A 20217-nucleotide genomic window follows, 5' to 3' on the forward strand; every position below is an offset into this window, starting at 1 on the left:
CGGGTCAGCCCTTGACGGCGCCGGTCAGGCCGCCGACGATGCGGCGCTCGAACAGGCTGAAGAACACCAGGGCGGGGATCATCGACAGCGAGGTGAAGGCGAGCACCTTCGCGGTGTCGACGGAGTATTGCGACGAGAAGGACTGCACGCCGAGCGGCAGGGTGAAGGTCGCCTCGTTGTTGAGGATGAACAACGGCAGCAGGTAGCTGTTCCAGCTCGCGATGAACGCGAGGATGCCCACCGTGATCACGCCCGGCATCGCCAGCCGCACCACCATGCGCCAGAAGAAGCCGAGCCGGCTGCATCCGTCGATGAAAGCAGCCTCCTCGATCTCTCGGGGGATGGCGCGGAGGAAGGGCACGAGGATGATGATCGTCGTGGGCAGGGCGAACGCGATCTGCGGCAGGATGACGCCGCCGAGGGAGTTCATGAGGCCGATGTTCTTCACCACGATGTAGAGCGGCGTGATCGCGACCGTCATGGGGAACATCAGTCCGGCCGCGAACACGGAGTACATGAGGCCCCGACCGCGGAACTGGTAGCGGGCGATCACGTAGCTGGTCATGAGGCCCAGCACCACCACGCCGAAGGTGGTGACGACGGCCGCGATGGTGGAGTTCAGCACCTGGTTCCAGAACAGGCCGCCGGTGAGCACGTCGATGTAGTTCTGCACGTTCCAGGGGTTCGGCAGTCCGGCGGGGTCGACGGTGATCTGCGAGTTCGTGCGGAAACCGCCGAAGATGATGTAGGCGACGGGCGCCAGCATCAGGGCGATGACGACGAGAGCGACGAAGTAGACCAGGGTGTTGCCGCCCTGCATCGGAGCTTTGCCGCTTGGACGGCGGCGTCGGCGGGTGGGGCGGGGTGCCGCGGCGGTCGTGCGGCCGGCGGGGGTCGAGGCGATGGTGGCGGTCATCCGCGCTTGCCTCCCTTTCCGGTGAGAGCGCCTTCGGTGTCGCGACGGAGCACGAACCGCTGGTAGACCAAGGCGACGACGAGTGAGATGACGAAGAGCACGACCGCGACGGCACTGCCGTAGCCGTAGCTGCCGGCGTTGCGGCCGTTGGTGACCATGTAGGTGACCATGGTGGAGGTGCCGGCCGTCGACGAGACGTACTGACCCCAGATGATGTAGACGAGGTCGAACAGCTGCAGCGATCCGATGATGGAGAGGAAGGCCCAGATGCGCAGGGTCGGGCCGAGCAGCGGCAGAACGATGCTCCGCTGGATCTGCCAGAACGACGCGCCGTCGATCGATGCGGCTTCGGTCAGTTCTTCGGGGATGCCCTGCAGGCCCGCGAGGAAGAGGATGACCGCGAAGCCCACGTACTTCCACGTGATGATGCCCATCAGGGTCCAGATCGCGAGATCGGGGTTGGCCAGCCAGTCCTGAGCGAGACCGCCGAGACCGATGTTCTCGAGCAGGCCGTTCAGTGCTCCGTTGGTCTGGAGCATGAGGCTCCAGCCGGTGCCCACCACGACTTCGGAGATCACGTAGGGCACGAAGATGAGCACCCGGATGATCGACTGGCCACGCAGACGCCGGTTCAGCAGCAGGGCGAGCAGGATGGCCACCGGGCCCTGGAACACCAGCGAGAGCACGGCGATCATGCCGTTGTGCAGGAGGGCCGCGTGGAACGACGGGTCTTGCAGGATGGTGATGTAGTTGCGCAGTCCGACGAAGTCGACGGCCGGACCGTAGCCCTGCCAGCTGAAGAAGCCGTAGTAGCCGGCCACCACGACCGGGAAGATCACGAAGGCGACGAAGATCACCAACGCCGGCCCGGCCAGCAGTGCGATCTCGAGCCGCGTCGTCCAGCTGATCCGCTTGCGCGGCTGCTTTCGGACAGGCGCCGGGGGCGGCGGCGTGGTGCCACCGCCCCCGGTCGTCTCGAGATCCGCCGCCGAGTCGGGCTCGGTCACCGTCGTCTCGCGAACCTGCATGTCGGGTTTCCTATGCCTTCTTGGCCGCGTCGTTGACGGTCTGCACCAGCTGCTCGGGCGAGCTCTTGCCCGCCAGCAGGTCGACCACGCCGACGTTCAGCGCGTTGCCCACGTTCAGGCCGTAGACCGTGTCGAGCCACTGCGAGACGTAGGGCGCCGCGTTGTAGGCCTTCAGGATCTCCTGGAGGTAGGGCTCGGTGACCGCCTTCTGCGCCTCGGTGTTGACGGGCGGTGCGTTGAAGGCGACGTAGTACGCCTCCTGCACCTCGGGGGTGGCGATGTAGTTCAAGAAGTCGACGCACTGCGGCGGAGCATCCGCGCCGCACGAGTAGCCGTCGACACCGCCGAGGATCGAGCCGGGCTCACCCTCGCCGCCCTCGATCTCGGGGAAGGGGAACCAGGAGAGGTCGGGCAGCGGCTTGGTGTCGGGGGTGAGCGAAGCGATCACTCCCGGGTCCCACGCACCCATCAGCTCCATGCCGGCCTGGTGGTTGGCGATGAGGCCGGCCGAGCTGCCGGCGCCCTGCTGAGCCGAGGTGGTGAGGAAGCCCTCGTTGAAGGGGTTGGTCGCGGCGAAGGCCTCGAGGTCTTCTCCGGCCTTCACCCAGCACTCGTCGTCGAAGCTCTTCTCGTCGGCCGCCTTGGCCAGGGTGTCGGGGCTGCACTCGCGGAGCGCGAAGAAGTAGTACCAGTGGGCTGCGGGCCAGGCGTCCTTGCCGCCGAGCGCGATGCCCTGCACGCCCGAGGCCTTGAGCTTCTGGGCGGCGTCTTCGAGGTCGGACATCGTGGCCGGCGTCTCGGTGATGCCCGCAGCGGTGAAGAGGTCTTGGCTGTAGAAGAGACCGCCCGGCAGAACGGCGACCGGCATCGCGTAGGTCTTGCCGTCGAGCTGCTCGGCCTTGAACGAACCCTCGGGGATCTGGGTCTTCGCGTCGGCGGAGATCTTGTCGGTGATGTCCATGAGCTGGCCTGCTGCGACCATCGCGGCCATCTTGCCGCCGCCGCGCTGGAGGAAGATGTCGGGGCCGTCGCCGGAGTTCATCGCGGTCTGCAGCTTGCCGTCGAGGTCCTCGTTCTGAACCGACGTCACGTCGATCTTCACGCCCGGGTTGGCGGCCTCGAAGTCGGCTGCCGTCTTGTCCCAGAACGCCTTGCCGGGGCCGGTGGTGGAGTTCTGCCAGAGACTCATCGTCACTGCTCCGTCGCTGCTGCCGGAATCCGATCCGGCGCCGCAGGCGCTCAGACCGAGCGCCCCCAGTGCGAGGATCGCAGATCCGGCAAGGATCTTTCGTGCCTTCATGGTGTCAACCTGTTCTCTTCGTTGAGCGGCACCATCGTCGTCGAGGTGCCAGGGATGTGAAGTGCATTCGGGCGGTGTGCGTCACCCTCAGTGACAGAAGTTTCGCCCGGGCAAGGAAAAGTGTCAAACGTTTTCGAAAACAATTTCCATCCTGAGGATAGGGTGTGTTCATGACGCGTCGAACCACCATCCAGGATGTCGCCGCGGCGGCCGGCGTCTCGGTGTCGACGGTCTCGAAGGCGGTGAACGGGCGCTACGGCATCTCCACCGAGACCTCGCGCCGTGTGCTCGAGGTGGTCGAGCGACTGGGCTACGAGTCGAGCCTCATCGCCAGCAGCATGCGCTCGCGGCGCACCGGGGTGATCGGCGTGCTGGTGGCCGATTTCGAGCCGTTCAGTGCCGAGATCCTCAAGGGCGTCGCGTCGGCGCTGCACGAATCCCGTCTCGACCTCCTCGCCTACAGCGCCTCCCGCCAGCACGAGGGCGCCGGATGGGAGCAGCGGTCGCTCAGCCGCCTCAGCGGCACGCTCATCGACGGCGCGATCATCGTCACCCCCACCGTGGTCGGAGTGAACACCGAGGTGCCGATCGTCGCCGTCGACCCGCACACCGGGCGCGCCGACCTGCCCACCGTCGAGTCCGACAACTTCGGCGGAGCCCTGCAGGCCACCGACTACCTGATCGAACTCGGTCACACCCGCATCGCGTTCGTCGCCGGCCGCCCCGACCTCCGTTCGTCGGTGCTGCGGGATGCCGGTTACCGGCGTGCACTCGAGATGGCGCGCATCCCTTTCGACCCCGCTCTCGTGCGCGTCGGGCTCTACGAGCACGAGACCGCACGGAGCACGGCGGCCTCCTTGCTCTCGTCGCCGAATCGCCCCACCGCCGTCTTCGCCGCCAACGACCTGTCGGCGATCGCCATCATCCAGACGGCCGCCGAACTGGGGCTCGAAGTTCCGGGAGATCTGTCGGTGATCGGGTTCGACGACGTGCCGGAGGCGGCTCGACTCACCCCGCCGCTCACCACCATCCGTCAGTCGATGCAGACGATGGGAGCGGCGGCCGCCGGGCTGCTCGTGGAGCTGATGAACGGCGAGACGCCCGACTCGACACACATCCGGCTGCCGACCCGTCTCATCCGGCGCGCGACGACGGCACCGCCCCGCGCCGGGGGCTGACCGGGCGACCGGTCGGCTGGCGAGCGCTCCTCCTCACTCGCGGGTGAGCACCACCTCGCCCGCCCGGGCCGCCACCGGCGCCCCACCGGGGAGGCGCACGCTCCAGCCGCTCTCGAGAGCGCTGACCACGCGGATCGTCGAGCCGTCGCGCACGACGCGGAAGTCGGCCTGTCGGCCCTCCGGTTCGGTGACCGTGAGGCCGCTTTCGCCGTCGGCGCCGGGATACACCTCGAGCACCAGTCCGTCGAGATAGGGATGATCAGGGCGGTCGATCCGCTCACTCAGAGCGAGGGTCGCACCCTCGCGCACGTACAGCGGGAGCGACTCGTACCCGTGCCGTTCCCGACGCCAGCCTCCCCCGTCGACCACGGAGCCGTCGAGCAGACTGGTCCAGCGGCCCGCGGGCAGGTAGAAATCGACCACGCCGTCGGCCTGGAGCACCGGGGCAACGAGCAGGTCGGGGCCGAGCAGGTACTGGCGTTCCAGGTAACCCACCGCCGGATCGTCGGGGTAGGCCAGCTGCAGGGGGCGCATCACGGGGAGACCGCTGGCGCTCGCCTCCAGTCCCGCCGCATAGAGATAGGGCATGAGGCGGAGCTTCAGATGCGTGAATCGCCGGGTGACGTCCACCGCCTCCTCGTCGAAGGCCCATGGCACCCGGTAGGAGCCGCTGCCGTGGAAACGGGAATGGCTCGACAGCAATCCGAAGGCCGTCCAGCGCTTGTAGACCCCGGCGTCGGGCGTGCCCTCGAATCCGCCGATGTCATGGCTCCAGAAGCCGAAGCCGCTCAGCGCGAGCGAGAGTCCGCCGCGAAGCGTCTCGGCCATCGATGCGAAGGTCGAGGTGGAGTCGCCGCCCCAGTGCACGGGCATCCGTTGCCCGCCGACCGTCGCCGAGCGGGCGAAGACCACGGCGTCGCCCTCTCCGCGGGTCTCCGAGAGCACGTCGAAGACGGCCTGGTTGTAGAGCTGCGTGTACCAGTTGTGCATGCGCTCCGGGTCGGAGCCGTCGTGCCAGATGACATCGGTCGGAATCCGCTCGCCGAAGTCGGTCTTGAAGCAGTCAACGCCCTGGTCGAGGAGTCGGCGCAGGTGGGACTGGAACCAAGTCACCGCATCCGGGTTCGTGAAATCGACGATGCCCATGCCGGCCTGCCACAGATCCCACTGCCAGACCCGGCCGTCGGGTCGCCGGAGCAGATAACCCGCGGCGGCCGCCTCGGCGAACAGAGGCGACCTCTGGGCGATGTAGGGGTTGATCCAGACGCTGATCCGCAGGTCTTTCGCATGGAGGCGGTCGAGCATGCCCTCCGGATCGGGGAAGACCGCCGGGTCCCACTCGAAGTCGCACCAGTTGAACTCGCGCATCCAGAAACAGTCGAAATGGAAGACGCTGAGCGGCAGATCGCGCTGCGCCATCGCGTCGACGAACCTCGTCACGGTCGCCTCGTCGTAGTCGGTGGTGAAACTCGTCGAGAGCCACAGACCGTACGACCAGGCCGGCACCTTCGGAGGGCGACCGGTCAGGCGGGTGTAGCGTTCGAGCACCTCGGCGGGAGTCGGCCCGTCGATGATCAGGTACTCCAGCGCTTCGCCGCCCACCGAGAACTGCACCCGCTCCACCGCTTCGGAACCCACTTCGAACGACACGTGCCGCGACGAGTTCACCAGCACGCCATATCCGCGGCTGCTGAGGTAGAACGGAACGTTCTTGTAGGCCTGTTCGCTCGACGTGCCCCCGTCGGCGTTCCACACCTCGACGGACTGGCCGTTCTTCACCAGAGGTCCGAAGCGCTCACCGAGCCCGTAGATGAGCTCGCCCACCCCGAGATCGAGCTGCTCCTGCACGTAGGCGTCGTCGTCGGGAGCGGGCGAGCCGGTGCGCGCGTTCGCCACGATCCCGGGATCGACCTCCGCATCCGGCGCCAATCGCAGGTAGCCCACCGACTTCGCACCCGATGCGGTGAGCACCCGGTCGCCGTGGCAGAACTCGACCTGCCATCCGCCGTCGGAGGTCACCCGCGCGCTGAGCTCGCCGGTCGTGAGCAGGCCGTCTCCGTTCTCGTCGATGACGGCGTCACCGACTCCGGATTCCGCGCCCACGAGGTCGAACCCGTCACGCACGGCGCCGCTCCGGTGGTGCTCGATCCGAACGCGAACGACACCCTCGAGCGGCGAGCTCAGCGAGACCATCAGCACGGGCCGGTTCAACACGTCGCCGCGACGCTCGATCACCTTCGTCGGCGCCGTCACCGTGAGAGCCCCCTCGCTCACGACGATGTCGTGGGCCTCCTGGGCGTAGAGCGCCGAGACGCCCGGCCGCAATTGCCAGAATCCGTCGGTGAATTTCATCAGCCCTCCCGGATGACGGCGACGCCCCCCGGCGCCACGGTGAAAGCGCCGTCGGCCGGTCGGCCGCTGACGAGATCGACGCCCGATGCGCCGACAGTGCGCGGATTCTCGAGGTCGTGGTTGATCGCGAACAGGAAGCTCCCCGTGTCGCCGATGCGTCGCGTCACGTCGAGCCCGGGCTCGATCGGGGCGATCGGCTGCAGCGCCGCGAGGGCGACGAGTCCGTCGACGATGGCGCCCATGCCCGGCTCATCGGGCCGGGTCGCGAGGTAGCTCGCCGATCCGGCGCCGACGGGTCGGCGGGTCAGCACCGGAACTCCGGCGAGCACGCCCTCGCTGTAGCGGGCGACGACGTCGGCATCCGGCGTCTCGAGATCCTCGGTCCACAGCTCGCCGCGCCATCCGGCATCCGTGGCGACGCTCTGCTCCGGCAGCAGCGGAAGCACCTCGGTGACCCGCACGCCGAGCAGCTCGCGGAATCGGCCCGGGTACCCTCCCGTCAGCACGCGACCGCTCTGGTCGAACACGCCCGAGTGGAAGCCCACCTGCACGTGGGCGCCGCGTTCGGCCGCGTCGGCCAGCGCTCGCGCGACGGAATCGTCGGCGAGCGGAAGGGTGGGAGCGAGCACCACGTCGTAGCCGTCGAGTGGAGCGCTCGACGGCAGCACGTCGACGGCGATGCCTCGCGCGGTGAAGGCGCGGTGAAAGTCCTTGGGCAGGTCGACGGCGTGCAGCCGGTCGCTCGGCCCGCGCGTCGCCCGCAACGACCAGGCGGACTGATCGTCGAAGAGGATCGCGACCCGTGCCTTCTGCACCGTCGTTCCGGCAGCCGGCGCGATGCGCTTCAACAGGGCGCCGAACTCGGTGACCTCGCGGAAGATCCTCGTGTCCGCTCCCGCATGCGGCAGCATCCCCGAGTGGTACTGCTCGGCACCCGCGCTGGATTGGCGCCACTGGAAATACAAGGCGCCATCCGCCCCCCGCATGATGTGGGCGAGGCTGTTGCGAGCGAGCTGCCCGGGGGTCTTAGCCAGGTTGATGCCCTGCCAGTTGACGGCACCGGTGGAATGCTCCATCAGCAGCCACGGGGCGCCGCCGGCCATGCCGCGCACGCGGTCGGCGCTGAACGCGAGGTCGCCGGCCGGATGCGGGTCGTCTCGACGCAGGTAGTGGTCGTTGGCCACGATGTCGACCTCGCGCGCCCATCGCGAGTAGTCGTCGGCGCCGGGCTCCCCCATCACCATGAAGTTGGTGGTGATCGGAATCGTCGGCGTCACCTCTCGCAGCACGGCCCGCTCGGCCTGGAAATGCGCGAGGAGCGCATCGGAGGAGAACCGCGAGAAGTCGAGCAGAAGGCCCGGGTTGTGCTTGGTGCGGGCGAACCGGGGCACCTGGACCTCATCGAAGGCTCCGTAGCGATGGCCCCAGAAGGCGGTTCCCCAGGCCTCGTTCACGAGCTCGATGCCCGAATACTTCTCGGCGAGCCAGTGCTGCCAGGCCGCTTCGGTCTCGTCGCTGTAACACGCCGCGTTCTCGTTGCCGAGCTCGTTGCTCACGTGCCAGAGTTTCAGCGCCGGGTGGTCGGCGTAGCGCTCGGCGAGCGCTCGCACCATCCGCAGCGCGTAGCGCCGGAACACGGCAGAACTCGGCGACCACGCCAGGCGCCCTCCCGACGCCGTGCGCACGCCGTTCTCGTCGACGGTTGCGATCTCCGGATGCGCCTTCATCAGCCACATCGGAGGTGCGGCCGTGGGGGTGGCCAGGGCGACTCCGATACCGTTCTCGTGCAGCAGGTCGAGCACCCGGTCGAGCCAGCCCCACTCGAAGACGCCGTCGGCGCGTTCGAGAAGGCCCCAGGAGAACACGCCCACGGTCGCGGTCGTGACACCGGCGCGGCGCATCAACTCCACGTCGTCGGCCCAGACCGACTCCGGCCATTGTTCGGGGTTGTAGTCGCCGCCGAACGCGAAGCCGTCGGCGATCGGAGGGAAAGAGGTCGGGCCGCGCAGATCGGCGGCATGCGAGATGAGATCGGTCATGCGGTGAAGTGCTCCCAGAGTTCGGATGAGAAGTGAGTGGGCATCAGGTGGTCTCCCTCTGCACCACGCGGCGGATGGCGGAGATCGAGGCCGCCCAGGCGTAGTCGGCGAAATCGAAGTCCCAGAAATCGAGCAGGCCGAGCTCCGACGAGGGATCGAGGTGCTCCTCGACCCCCTGGTGGAACGCGGCTTCGGCCAGGCGAGCCATCGGCAGCCCCTCGCCGGTCACGATGACCTTCTGCGGGTCGATGAGGTCGACGAGGTAGGCCACCGCTGCCCCGAGCGCCCGGGCGCCGCCCTCGACCGCGGCCACGGCCCGCGGATCTCCCTCTTCGGCGCGGCGGAGCGCATCCTCGAGGTCGGCCGCGCCGGCGTTGGCGATCACGGCGGGCACGGTCACCCACGCCGAGACGCAGCCGCGATGACCGTGGTCGCACACCGGCGCCGTCTCGCCGTTCGACACGAGCAGATGGCCCACCTTGCCGGTGTGCCCTCGGGCTCCCCAGACCAGTTCGTCCCGAACGACCAGACCGGCGCCGATGCCCGCACCGAAGGAGACGACCGCCAGCGAGCTGTGGCCGACCCCCGCGCCGAACCAGTGGTGCGCGACCGTGAGCGCTTGCACGTCGTTGGAGATGACGGTCGGCAACCCGCTGACCTTCTCCACCATGCCCTGAAGCGGCACGCGATCCCACCCGAGGAACGGGGAGTCGATGACTTCGGCCCGGCCGTTCATCTCCTCCACGTCTCCGGCGAGGCAGACGCCCAGCGAGGCGAGCCGCCGGTGACGGGTGCGGAAGTCGGCGACCACACGCCCGATCAGCTCCACCACGTCGGCGGCCGCCTTCGACGCCGGCAACGGGTGTTCCACCCGCTCGACGACGACGGCGTGCAGATCGGTGACCACGGCATACAACGCCTCGCCGGTGAGCTTGACACCGGCGAAATGCGCCGATTCCGGACGCAGATCGAGCATCTCCGAGGGGCGGCCGCGACCGCTCCTCGGTTTGATCTCGCCCTCCACGATGAACTGCAGCTCCACGAGGTCGCGGGTCAACCGGGAGAGACTGGTTCGCGAGAATCCGGTGCGCCGGGCGAGGTCGGCGCGCGACCGCGAGCCGTGCACCACCACCTCCCGCAGCACCGCGCGCTGGCCGTCGTGCAGCTCCGGCCAGCTCCACCGATCGGCCGCCTCGGTGATCGCCTCCGTCATGGTCGGAGGGCGAGTGGCGAACGAACGACCCGCACCTCTCCGGCGAGCAGCTCGAGAGATCCGTCGACCGCCTGACCGGTGAGCAATTCCTCGCCGGTCGCCGGCACGCTCACGTCGGCAGTGCCGTGGTTGATGAAGAAGGTGAAGCGCTCATGGGCGCTCTCGCGCTCCAAGGTCTCCACACCTTCGGCCACGGGCGACGACCACCCGGTCGCCGCCAGGGTCTCCACCAAGGCGTCGATGGAATCGGCGTCGAGGGCGGCCGACACGTACAGCGCACGTCCGCCGTCGCCGACGGTGCGAGACGTCACCGCGGGGAGTCCGTCGAGCGGTCCTCCGGAATACTGCGCGAGCACCTCGGCGTCGTCGATGCGAACGTGCTCGGTCCACTCGGTTCCGGTCCAGCCGTTGTCGAGCCGGAACCGGTCGCCCTGCTGCAGCGGCAGGATCTCCTCGCTCCACGCGCCGAGAAGGGCCCGGAACGCTCCCGGGTAGCCGCCGAGGCGCACCTGGTTGTTCGCATCGACGATGCCTGACGCCATGCCCACGATCACCGTGCCGCCGGCGTCGGCGAACTCGGTCACCCGGCGCGCCGTGTCGTCGTCGACCAGGAAGAGGGCCGGAAGCACCAGCACTTCGTAGCCCGAGAAGTCGTTCCAGGGGGGCAGCACGTCGATGCTGAGGTTGCGTCGCCAGAACGCCCGATGCCAATCCCGCACGATCCTGCCGTAGGCGATGGCGTTATTGGGTTTGACCCCCTTCGCCAGGGCCCAGCCGGCCTCGTCGTCGAAGAGGATGCCCACGCGAGCCTGAGGAGCGCGGCTTCCCTGAACGGGTGCCAGCGCACGGAGGTGCCCACCGAGAGCGCACACCTCACGGAAGACCCGGGTGTCTTCGCCCGCGTGCGGCACCATTGCCGAGTGGAACTGCTCGGCACCGCCGCGTGATGCGCGCCACTGGAAGAACAGAACGCCGTCGGCTCCGTGGGCGATGTGACTGAGGCTGTTCCGGATCAACTCGCCGGGGTCTTTGGCCCGGTTGCGGAGCTGCCAGTTGACTCCACTCGTGGAGTGCTCCAGGAGCAGCCACGGGCGGCGCTCGGTCGTCATGGGGCGCATCCGGTCGCCGGAGAAGGCGACGTCCTGCTGGGGCAGCGGGTCGGGCGACCTCGTGTAATGGTCGTTCGCGACGACGTCCATGTGCGGCGCCCAGCGGGCGTAGTCGACGACGTCGGCCTCGGCGCCCACCATGAAGTTGGTGGTCACCGGCAGCTCGGGCGTGATCTCCTTCAGCACGGCGCGTTCGGCCAGGTAGTGCTGCAGCAGTTCGTCGGAGGAGAACCGGTCGAAATCGAGCACCAGCGACGGGTTCTTCGAGTCGTCTCCCCGTGGGGGAAGGATGTGCTCGAAGTCGCGGTAGCTGTGGCCCCAGAAGGCGCTACCCCAGGCATCGTTGAGCGCCTCGAGCGAGCCGTACTTGTCGCGGAGCCAGCGCCGGAATGCGGCCGCGGAGACATCGCAGTAACAGCGGGCGTTGCCGCCGCCGAACTCATTGCCGACGTGCCACATCACCACGTGGTCGCGCTCGCCGTAGCGCTCGGCCACCGCGCGGGCGATCCGCGTCGCATAGCTCCGGAACACCAGGTTGCTGGGGCACCAGCCGAGCCGCGCGCCGGGCCAGTGCGGCTGCATGTCGTGGTCGACCGGCCGGAACTCCGGATGCTCGAACAGCAGCCATCCCGGAGGCGCCGCCGTCGGTGTGGCGAGGTCGATCGCGATGCCGTTCTCGCCGAGCAGGTCGACGATCTCGTCCATCCAGTCCCAGTCGAACTCGCCATCGGCGATCTCCACGAGTCCCCAGGAGAAGATGCCGAGCGACACCAGGTTCACGCCGGCCTCCCGCATCAGTCTCACGTCGTCGCGCCAGACGTCGGGAGACCACTGCTCCGGGTTGTAGTCGGCTCCGTAGCTCAGGCCATCGGTCGGCCAGCGGCCGTCACGGTGGGACCAGGTCATCCTTTTACTCCTCCAGCTATGAGATCCAGTCGCCAGAAGCGTTGCAGGAACAACACCAGGGCGATCAGGGGCAGAATCGCGACGGCGGCGCCGATGATCGCGAGGGAATACAGTGCGGGCGATCCCGAACCGCGATCGAGCAGTGAGTTCAGTCCGACCGTCAGCGGGAAGGTGTTCGTGCTCGAGAGCATGATGTAGGGGAGCAGGAAGTTGTTCCAGATGCCGACGAACTGCAGCAGGAACACCGTCACCATGCCCGGGAACATAAGAGGGAGCACGACGCCGCGGAAGATGCGGAACTCGCTCGCTCCGTCGATGCGCGCGGCCTCGAGCATCTCGCCCGGGATCGCACCCTGGGCGTACACCTTGCAGAGGTAGATGCCGAAGGGGCTGATGATCGACGGCAGCAGCACCGACAGCTGGGTTCCCGCCAGGTGGAGATCCGACAGCAGCAGATATTGCGGCACCGCCAGCGTGATCCCCGGGATGAGGAGACCCACCAGCAGCGCCACGAAGAAGATGCGCCCGCCGACGAAGTCGAACTTCGCCAGCGCGTAGCCGGCCGCGGCCGACACCAAGGTCGACAGCACGCCGCCCACTCCGGCATACAGCAGCGAGTTGCCGGCCCACATCAGGTAGGCGCCGTCGCTGTAGCTGAACAGCGCCACGAGGTTGTCCCAGAGGCCGGTGCCGGGGGCGAAGGTGAAGGAACTGAACAGTTCGCCGGGTGCCTTTGACGACGCCACGAAAACCCAGGCCACCGGGATCAGCGCGTAGATCGCGCCGACCACGAGGATGATTGTCGGAACCCACCGGGCCCGATTCTGCGTCGAGGCCCGACGCACCGGGGCGAAGGGGCGAGATACGGTGGCAGTCATCGCATCCCCCGTCGGGTCGTCCAGCGCACGGTCAGCAGCACCGCGACCGAGATGGCCGCCGTTCCGATGGCGAGCACGACGGATGCCGCGGCCGCGACCGGCAGGTTGTCGAGCGCGAAGGCATCCTGGTAGATGCTCATCAGGGGCGCCCAGGTGCTCGTGATGGTGTCGGTGAGCGGCTTCAGCACGAGTGGCTCGCCGTAGAGCTGCAGCGCACCGAGCAACGCGAAGATGGCCGTGAGCACCAGCGCGGGGCGAACCAGCGGCACCTTGACGCGCAGGGCGATCTGCACCTCGCCGGCCCCGTCGAGACGGGCGGCCTCGATGAGTTCGCGCGGGATGCTGCGGAGGGCGGTGTAGATGACGAGCATGTTGAAGCCCACCCCTCCCCAGATGGAGATGTTCGCGAGCGCACCGTAGATTCCCTGGGGCTCGAGGAACGGAATCGCGCCGAGGCCCAGCTGCTCGGTGACGTACGAGAACGGGCTCGTGCTCGGCAGGTACATGAACCCCCACATCAGTGCGGCCACGACGCCGGGCACGGCGTAGGGCACGAAGATGGCGGTTCGGCCGAAGCGCTGGAGCCGCACACCCGGCGAGTCCAGGAGCAGCGCGAACAGCAGGGCGAGCCCCAGCATGATCGGCACCGCGATGATGCCGTAGATGGCCATCCGGCCGAGCCCGGCGATCAGCTGGGAGTCGGAGACCACGTCGAGGTAGTTCTCGAACCAGACGAAGGTCGTCTCGCGGATGCCGAGGGTGCCGCCTCCGGTGAGCCGCTCGGCGAAGAAGCTGATCCCGAGGGTGTAGACCACGGGGATCACCGTGAAGGCGATGTACAGCACGATCGCCGGCGCACTGAGGAAGTAGGGCGCGAGGCTCGGCCGGCGACGGCGCCGCTTGGGCGTCGTCACCGCCCGCGCGGCGACCGGAGCAGTGATTGTTTCGATCACGTCGACGTGTCCTTTCTGAGTCGGGGTGGGGGTGACGTCGTCAACCTTCGGCGACCTCGTACCCCTTCTTCTTCAAGTCGTCCACGACGGCCTTCTGGGTGGTCGTCAGCGCATCCGACCACGACGTGCCGTTCTGCACGGCGGCGTTCAACGCGTCGGTGAGTGTGCTCTGAGCCACATCGGTGTTCGGTCCCCAGGTGACCGGCACCGTGTCGGCGGCGATGTCGGCGGCGACCTGGTAGTAGTCGGTCTGCTGCGGCATCAATGCCGGCGGCTTCTGCTCGGTCGCGATCTCCTGACCGGACAGGGCAGCCGGGTAGCCGTTGGCGACGTTGAGGATCATCGTGGCGCCCTCTTCGGAGGCGTTCTGCCACTTGACGAACTCAGCGGCTTCCTTCGGGTGCTTGCTGCCGGAGATCACGGCGACCGACGACCCGCCCTGGAACGAGACGGCCGCGTCGTCGGCGTCCCACCGCGGAAGCGGAGAGAGCTCCCACTTGCCCGCGGTCTCCGGCGCGACGCCGTAGATCACGCCGGGCGCCCAGACGGCCGAGGGCCAGGAGAGCATCGTGCCCTCGTTCAGCTGCTGGTTGTAGGTCGGAGTCAGGATCGGGTCGGTCGAGATCAGCCCGTCGTCGTACATGCCCTGGAAGAAGTCCATGACCTTCTTCGACCCGGCGCCGTCGATATCGACGGTCCATTTGCCGTCCTTGACCGACCACCAGTGGTCACCGGCTTGTTCGGCGACCGCGGCGAACCAGCCCCAGCCGTCGGTCGTGATCGACGCCATGACGAGATCGGGGTTCTGCGCCTTGATGGCCGCGGCGTCGGCCTTGTAGTCGTCCCAGGTGACAGGCGGTGTCGTGATGCCGTACTGGGCGAAGATGTCGGAACGGTACAGCAGCGCCATCGGTCCGATGTCCTGCGGAACCCCGTAGGTGTGGCCGTCGAAGGTGGTCTGCTCCCAGGTGCCTGGAGCGAACTTGTCCTTCACGTCGGCGACCTCGTCGGTGATGTCCATCGGCACCCCGGCCACGATCAGTCGCGGCAGCGCGGTGTTCTCGATGGCGGCGATGTCGGGAGCGTTGTTCGCCCGCACCGCGGTGAGCAGCTTGGCCGAGGACTGTTCGCCGCCGCCCGCATCCGTGTGCACCACCTTGATATTCGGGTGCGAGGCGTTGAAGGCCTCCACCATCTCGTCCGAACCGGGAGCCCAGCTCCAGAACTGCAGGGTCACGACGCCACCGTCGTCACCCCCGCCGTCGCTCGCCGTGCAACCGGCCATCGTGATGGCGGCTACCGCCACGACTGCTGCGGTAGCCAGCTTTTTCGTCTTGCGCATGAAGTCTCCTTTGACTCGAATCAGGGGATCAGCGCCCGCCAGCCTGGCGAACGGCTCCCAGCATCACCCGAGCCCCGCGACTTTGTCAAGTGGCGGTACAAAGTCGATTTCTAAATGCCGTCTCCACCGAGAGTCCGGTAGAGCCCGAGCGCCGCGGCCGCACGGGCCCATTCCGTGAAGCCGAAGTCGGCCAGCTCGACGAGCGGAAGAGCGCCCAGAGCGACGTCGTGCAGGCCCCCCGCGAACTCGTCGTCGCGGCCTTCGAGCAGCTGTCGCGCGTCGCCCGTCAGAACCACTTTGTCGGGGTCGACGAGATTCGCGACGTGACCCACGGCAGCACCGAGTCCACGGGCCGCAGCACTCAGGATCCGGTCGGCATCCGCGTCGGTCGCAGCCCGTTCCGCCACCTCCTCGAGCGACCCCGCTCCGCTCTGGGCGAGGATGGACGCGACCGATGCGACACTCCAGAGGCAGCCGCGATGACCGAGCGGGCACAGCGGACCGTCGGGCGCCACCGGCACGTGCGCGAACCGGCCCGCCGTGCGGTGGGCGCCGACGATGATCTTGCGGTCGGCGACGAGGCCGAACCCGATCTGAGCGCCGACCGAGACCAACGCCAGGCTGTCCTGCCCGTCGTCGAGCCGGGGCCATTGCTCGAACGCGGTCAGAGCCACCATGTCGTCCTCGACCCAGACCGGACCGCCTATGCGCTCGGACAACCGGATGCGATCGCTCTCGCCGATGATGCTGTGCAGATCGAGCCCGACCGGCGCATCGTCCAGCTGCTCGAACGACCCGCAGATGGCGAGGGCCGCCACCCGGAACCCCGAGGATCGTGCTTCCGCGAGCCAGCGTTCGCACTGCTCGAGCAACACCGACGCGTCGAGGCTCGACACGATCGCGTCGGCCCCCCACACCACGACGTTCTCCATATCGATGACGGCCGCCACCAGCTGTCGCGCCCTCACGTGCACGCCGAGGAAATGGTATCGATCGGGCACGGCCACCAGGATGTCGCCCGGCCGGCCGAACGCCTGGTGCGCCCCGCGGCCGCCCGCGCTCACGAGACCCGCCAGTTCGAGCTCGCGACCCACCGTGGTCATCCGGGTTCGGGAGACGCCGAGGCGGCGCGCGACATCCGCCTTGGCCAGACCGTGGTTCCAGAGGATCTGGTTGTAGGCGGCCTGCGTGGTGGGGTGGAGCGTGGGCCAGGCCACGATCGATGACGACTCAGCCGCGGTGTCGCGAGGGGGATGCACGACACCATCCAACCGCGGGTCGCCGCCGCGGAGCGCAGCGACTCGCCTCAATGCATCGCGGCACCTCCCACCACGGCGACGGACTGCAACGCCGGACGCCCGCGCGCGGCGTCGACCTGCACGCGCACGGCATCGACATCCGTCGGTTCGAATCGCAGGATGCGTTGGTAGCCGACCGCTTGGGTCTCAGCCAGCAGCACCTCCTGCCCGTTCCGGATGCCGAGCACGGTCACCCGCTCGAGTCGCTGCCCGAGTGTGATCCGCTCCCGCAGAACGACCGCGTCGACTGCGGCCGTCGAGCGCAGCTCGAGCACGATGCTCGGGGTCTGGTCGTGCTCGGCGGGCCGCCACGATGCATCCGTCAGACCGCGGCCGAAGGCCTGGGTCAGCTCCGGACGAAGCGGCTCGGGCCGCCCGTCGTCGGACTCGATGCCGCCCGAGGAGACCGTCGGATCGGCCGGAAGCACCCGTGCTGCGAACTCCGCGATCAGTCGCCCCACACCCTGCAACGCCTCGACGTCGGGGTCGGCGAGGAGACCGCGCTCGTTCGGTGGAACGTTCAGCAGCAGGGTCGCATTACCGCCCACGGCGTCGCACCAGAGCTCGAAGAGTTCGGTGTCGGTGCGCACGCGATCGTCTTCTTCGCCGTGATAGAACCAGCCAGGACGGATGGAGGTGTTGACCTCGGCCGGATACCAGATGAGCTCGTCGAGCTGACCTTCCAGCGCCGAGCGGCTGCCCAGATCGTCGTCGTCGCTGCGCACCTCGCGCGAGAACTCCCCGTCGTCGACCTGCTGGGACTTGTCGGCGATCTGCTCGATGTCGCGCAGGATGGCCGGCACCACGCTCCACTCGTTGGCGCGCGTGTGACCCGCCTCGTTGCCGCACCAGCGCACGTCGGGGCCGCAGACGCTGATCACGGCATCCGGTTGCAGCCGTCGGATGGTGGCGTAGTAGCGATCCCAGTCGTACTCCTGCACGCGCCCGTTCGCGCCCTCGCCGTTCGCGCCGTCGAACCAGACGGAGAAGACCGGTCCGTACTCGCCGAGCACCTCTTCGAGTTGGGCCACGAAGAAGTCGTCGTAGGCGGTTCCTGATCCGTAGCTCGACTCCGTGCGATCCCACGGCGACAGGTAGATGCCGAGTTTCAGGCCGTGCTGCGCAGCGGAATCGGCCACCAGGCGCAGCAGGTCTCCCCGGCCGTCAAGCCAGGGCGACGCAGCGACGGTATGAGTGGTGACGCGGCTGGGCCACAGGCAGAAGCCGTCGTGGTGCTTGGCCGTGAGGATCACGCCGGTCATGCCCGCAGCGGCGAATGATTGCATCCACTGATCCACGTCCAGCGACGAAGGATCGAAGAGCGCCGGGTCTTCATGACCGAGCCCCCACTCCCGATCGGTCATCGAGTTCATACCGAAATGGATGAACGAATAAAACTCCATCGCCTGCCACGCCACCTGGCGCGGGGAGGGCCGAACGGCGGTGAGCCGGGGATCGTCGGTGGTGATTGCATTCGAGGTCATGCTTCTCCTTCTTCGCCTTCGAAGTGTCTTTCGTGGTCTCCCACGTATTTGTAACGTCAGTTGACAAAGTCAATGCTAAGCCACGATGCTTTTCGCATGGTTCTTCCCGCTCGATTCCTTTTCGGCTCCGCGACCGCCTCCTACCAGATCGAGGGCGCGGTCTCCGAAGACGGCCGGAAGCCGTCGATCTGGGACACGTTCAGCCACACGCCCGGACTCGTCGAGAACGGTGACACCGGCGACGTCGCCGACGACCACTACCACCGTCTGGAGTCCGACCTCGATCTCATGCAGGAGCTCGGTCTGCAGGCGTATCGCTTCTCGATCGCCTGGCCCCGCGTGGTTCCGAACGGCGTCGGCCCGATCAATCCGAAAGGCCTGGACTTCTATTCGCGGCTGGTCGACGGGTTGCTCGAGCGCGGCATCCGCCCGGTCGCCACGCTCTACCATTGGGACCTGCCGCAGACTCTCGAAAACGACGGCGGCTGGCTCTCGCGCAGCACCGCCCAGGCGATGGCCGACTACGCCGCAGCCGCCGGCGAATCACTCGGCGACCGGGTCGACACCTGGACCACGCTCAACGAGCCCTGGTGCTCGGCGTTTCTCGGATACGGCTCCGGCGCCCATGCCCCCGGGCGGCACGGCCGCGAAGAGCCGTTGCGCGCGGCGCATCACCTCAACCTGGCCCACGGCTTGAGCGTTCAGGCGCTGCGGTCGGTGGTGAAAGCGGACGCGTCAGTCTCGGTCTCCCTGAACCTCCACGTCTTCCGACCCGACGGACCGACCGGCGCTGATGCCGTGCGCCGCTTGGATGCGCTCGGCAACGAGATCTTCCTCGGCGCGATGCTCGAGGGCCACTACCCCGAAGCGCTGCTGGAGACCACGGCCGACGTGACGGACTGGGGCTTCGTCGAGGGCGACGACTTGGCCACCATCCATCAACCCCTCGACGTGCTCGGGGTGAACTATTACACGACGAGTCGCGTGCGCCGCTGGGACGGCACGGGCCACCGCCAGAACGCCGACGGCCACCACCCCGCAGCGGGGTCGCCGTGGCCCGGCGCCGAAGACGTCGAGTTCCTCGAGTTGCCCGGGCCGTTCACCGAGATGGGATGGGGCATCGACCCCGGCGGGTTGCACGAGTTGCTGATGAGTCTGCACGCGCGGTTCCCCGAGCTGCCCACGATGATCACCGAGAACGGCGCGGCCTTTCCCGACCGGATGATCGACGGCCGCGTCGACGACCAGGATCGGATCGACTACGTGCGGCGCCACCTGCTCGAAGTCGAGCGCGCGATCGACGACGGCGCCGACGTGCGGGGCTATCTCCTCTGGTCGCTGCTCGACAACTTCGAGTGGTCGTACGGATACTCGAAACGGTTCGGAATGGTGCACGTCGACTTCACCACGCAGACGCGAACCCCCAAGAGCAGCGCACGTTGGTACGCCGAGGTCATCCGTCGCCGCTCGCTCGACTGACGGTTACTTGTTGTCGGAGCCTTTGTCGGGGAGGTAGGGCTCGATGGCCGCGGCGAGCTTCGCCGCCGTCATCGACTGCAGCCAGACATGCCCCGGGCCGTGCAGTTCGGCGAGAAAGAGCGAGTCGCCGAAGAACTTGTTCTTGATGCCCTTCACCGTTGCGAACTCCAGCGGCATCTCGGCTCGGAACATCGCAAGATGCCCGGGGTGGATGAGGAGCGACTGCCCGGCGGCGAGGTCGTATTCGACGAGCTCGCCGGCCAGCTGCACCCAGGCGGTGCCGTTGCCGCTGAGCTTCTGGAACACCACTCCGGCGCCGCCGAAGATGCCCGCGCCGAGCTTCTTCTGCAGGCCCACCGAGACCTCGACGTCTGTGGTGCTCGCCGTGTAGGAGCCGGCCTGGATCATGAAGGTGTCGGCGGGGTCGATCGCGATCTCGCGGATGGTGCCCGGCAGTTGCGCCGCGAATGCGACCATCCCACCCCCGGCCGGCGCCGTGTACTTCGTGAGGAACAGCTGCGCACCTCCGAGCACCCGCTTGAGGCCGCTCATGAAGCCGCCCTGGCCGCCCGTGCCGTGGGCCGTCGAGGTGTCCATGTGGAACCCCGGCGAGAGCCAGGCCACATCACCGCCCTCGGCCACGATCGCCTCACCGGCGTCGAGGGTCAGCTCCAGGATGGGCATCGTCGTTCCGGCGATCGTCGTCTTCATGACGCCACCGTAGCGTGCGCCGCCAGCGCGA

General features: G+C 68.0%; 15 protein-coding genes. 2 read left to right on the plus strand and 13 right to left on the minus strand.

The genetic code is table 11. The features are described from left to right. Positions 1-4: 4 nt before the first annotated feature. From N1027_RS03535 to N1027_RS03545, 3 genes are read right to left on the minus strand one after another with little or no spacing between them, the layout of a single operon-like run. The gene (locus tag N1027_RS03535; protein ID WP_372499664.1) at positions 5-916 is read right to left on the minus strand and encodes a carbohydrate ABC transporter permease; all 912 of its coding nucleotides are present in this window, start codon (positions 914-916) and stop codon (positions 5-7) included. Next, positions 913-1944: a carbohydrate ABC transporter permease gene (locus N1027_RS03540; protein WP_259505279.1), complete on the minus strand. Its 1032-nt coding sequence runs from the start codon at positions 1942-1944 to the stop codon at positions 913-915. Before N1027_RS03540 ends, N1027_RS03535 begins: the two co-directional genes overlap by 4 nt. Positions 1945-1954: 10 nt before the next feature. Next, a complete protein-coding gene (locus N1027_RS03545; protein WP_259505280.1) occupies positions 1955-3244 on the minus strand; it encodes an ABC transporter substrate-binding protein in 1290 nt (429 codons plus the stop codon). 170 nt (positions 3245-3414) lie between these two features. Here N1027_RS03545 and N1027_RS03550 point away from each other — a divergent pair, with 170 nt between their 5' ends. Continuing rightward, the gene (locus N1027_RS03550; RefSeq protein WP_259505282.1) at positions 3415-4422 is read left to right on the plus strand and encodes a LacI family DNA-binding transcriptional regulator; all 1008 of its coding nucleotides are present in this window, start codon (positions 3415-3417) and stop codon (positions 4420-4422) included. 33 nt (positions 4423-4455) lie between these two features. Here N1027_RS03550 and yicI read toward each other — a convergent pair whose 3' ends face one another. From yicI to N1027_RS03595, 9 genes are all read right to left on the minus strand, one after another. Then, positions 4456-6774 carry an alpha-xylosidase gene (yicI, locus tag N1027_RS03555; protein ID WP_259505284.1) on the minus strand — a complete coding sequence of 773 codons (2319 nt, stop codon included), beginning with the start codon at positions 6772-6774 and terminating at the stop codon, positions 4456-4458. Next, a complete protein-coding gene (locus N1027_RS03560; RefSeq protein WP_259505286.1) occupies positions 6774-8813 on the minus strand; it encodes a beta-galactosidase in 2040 nt (679 codons plus the stop codon). Before N1027_RS03560 ends, yicI begins: the two co-directional genes overlap by 1 nt. A gap of 43 nt (positions 8814-8856) precedes the next feature. Further along, on the minus strand, positions 8857-10026 hold the full coding sequence (locus N1027_RS03565) for an ROK family transcriptional regulator (protein WP_259505288.1): 1170 nt from the start codon (positions 10024-10026) through the stop codon (positions 8857-8859). Next, on the minus strand, positions 10023-12041 hold the full coding sequence (locus N1027_RS03570; protein ID WP_259505290.1) for a beta-galactosidase: 2019 nt from the start codon (positions 12039-12041) through the stop codon (positions 10023-10025). Before N1027_RS03570 ends, N1027_RS03565 begins: the two co-directional genes overlap by 4 nt. Then, positions 12038-12919, minus strand: a complete 882-nt coding sequence (locus N1027_RS03575; RefSeq protein ID WP_259505292.1) for a carbohydrate ABC transporter permease — start codon at positions 12917-12919, stop codon at positions 12038-12040. The genes N1027_RS03570 and N1027_RS03575 overlap by 4 nt, the downstream gene beginning before the upstream one ends. Beyond that, the gene (locus N1027_RS03580) at positions 12916-13872 is read right to left on the minus strand and encodes a carbohydrate ABC transporter permease (protein WP_308199773.1); all 957 of its coding nucleotides are present in this window, start codon (positions 13870-13872) and stop codon (positions 12916-12918) included. Before N1027_RS03580 ends, N1027_RS03575 begins: the two co-directional genes overlap by 4 nt. 40 nt (positions 13873-13912) lie before the next feature. Then, positions 13913-15214 (minus strand): ABC transporter substrate-binding protein, encoded by a 1302-nt coding sequence (locus tag N1027_RS03585; RefSeq protein WP_259505294.1) that lies wholly within the window; start codon positions 15212-15214, stop codon positions 13913-13915. 110 nt (positions 15215-15324) lie between these two features. Then, positions 15325-16473: an ROK family protein gene (locus N1027_RS03590; RefSeq protein ID WP_259505296.1), complete on the minus strand. Its 1149-nt coding sequence runs from the start codon at positions 16471-16473 to the stop codon at positions 15325-15327. Between the two features lie 47 nt (positions 16474-16520). Beyond that, on the minus strand, positions 16521-17996 hold the full coding sequence (locus N1027_RS03595; protein ID WP_259505297.1) for an alpha-L-fucosidase: 1476 nt from the start codon (positions 17994-17996) through the stop codon (positions 16521-16523). A gap of 96 nt (positions 17997-18092) precedes the next feature. Here N1027_RS03595 and N1027_RS03600 point away from each other — a divergent pair, with 96 nt between their 5' ends. Beyond that, complete coding sequence (locus tag N1027_RS03600; protein ID WP_259505299.1) at positions 18093-19475, plus strand: GH1 family beta-glucosidase; 1383 nt, start codon at positions 18093-18095, stop codon at positions 19473-19475. Between the two features lie 3 nt (positions 19476-19478). Here the strand turns inward: N1027_RS03600 and N1027_RS03605 are convergent, their stop codons facing one another. After that, complete coding sequence (locus N1027_RS03605) at positions 19479-20186, minus strand: TIGR00266 family protein (protein WP_259505301.1); 708 nt, start codon at positions 20184-20186, stop codon at positions 19479-19481. Positions 20187-20217: the final 31 nt, after the last annotated feature.

Source organism: Herbiconiux aconitum, from assembly GCF_024979235.1.
GTDB lineage: Bacteria > Actinomycetota > Actinomycetes > Actinomycetales > Microbacteriaceae > Herbiconiux > Herbiconiux aconitum.

Coding starts and splice junctions, on each gene's coding strand:
- N1027_RS03585 (WP_259505294.1), bottom strand. CDS start 15,214: ATGCGCAAGACGAAAAAGCTGGCTACCGCAGCAGTCGTGGCGGTAGCC.
- N1027_RS03535 (WP_372499664.1), bottom strand. CDS start 916: ATGACCGCCACCATCGCCTCGACCCCCGCCGGCCGCACGACCGCCGCG.
- N1027_RS03565 (WP_259505288.1), bottom strand. CDS start 10,026: ATGACGGAGGCGATCACCGAGGCGGCCGATCGGTGGAGCTGGCCGGAG.
- N1027_RS03540 (WP_259505279.1), bottom strand. CDS start 1,944: ATGCAGGTTCGCGAGACGACGGTGACCGAGCCCGACTCGGCGGCGGAT.
- N1027_RS03575 (WP_259505292.1), bottom strand. CDS start 12,919: ATGACTGCCACCGTATCTCGCCCCTTCGCCCCGGTGCGTCGGGCCTCG.
- N1027_RS03605 (WP_259505301.1), bottom strand. CDS start 20,186: ATGAAGACGACGATCGCCGGAACGACGATGCCCATCCTGGAGCTGACC.
- N1027_RS03600 (WP_259505299.1), top strand. CDS start 18,093: ATGGTTCTTCCCGCTCGATTCCTTTTCGGCTCCGCGACCGCCTCCTAC.
- N1027_RS03570 (WP_259505290.1), bottom strand. CDS start 12,041: ATGACCTGGTCCCACCGTGACGGCCGCTGGCCGACCGATGGCCTGAGC.
- N1027_RS03550 (WP_259505282.1), top strand. CDS start 3,415: ATGACGCGTCGAACCACCATCCAGGATGTCGCCGCGGCGGCCGGCGTC.
- N1027_RS03595 (WP_259505297.1), bottom strand. CDS start 17,996: ATGACCTCGAATGCAATCACCACCGACGATCCCCGGCTCACCGCCGTT.
- yicI (WP_259505284.1), bottom strand. CDS start 6,774: ATGAAATTCACCGACGGATTCTGGCAATTGCGGCCGGGCGTCTCGGCG.
- N1027_RS03560 (WP_259505286.1), bottom strand. CDS start 8,813: ATGACCGATCTCATCTCGCATGCCGCCGATCTGCGCGGCCCGACCTCT.
- N1027_RS03545 (WP_259505280.1), bottom strand. CDS start 3,244: ATGAAGGCACGAAAGATCCTTGCCGGATCTGCGATCCTCGCACTGGGG.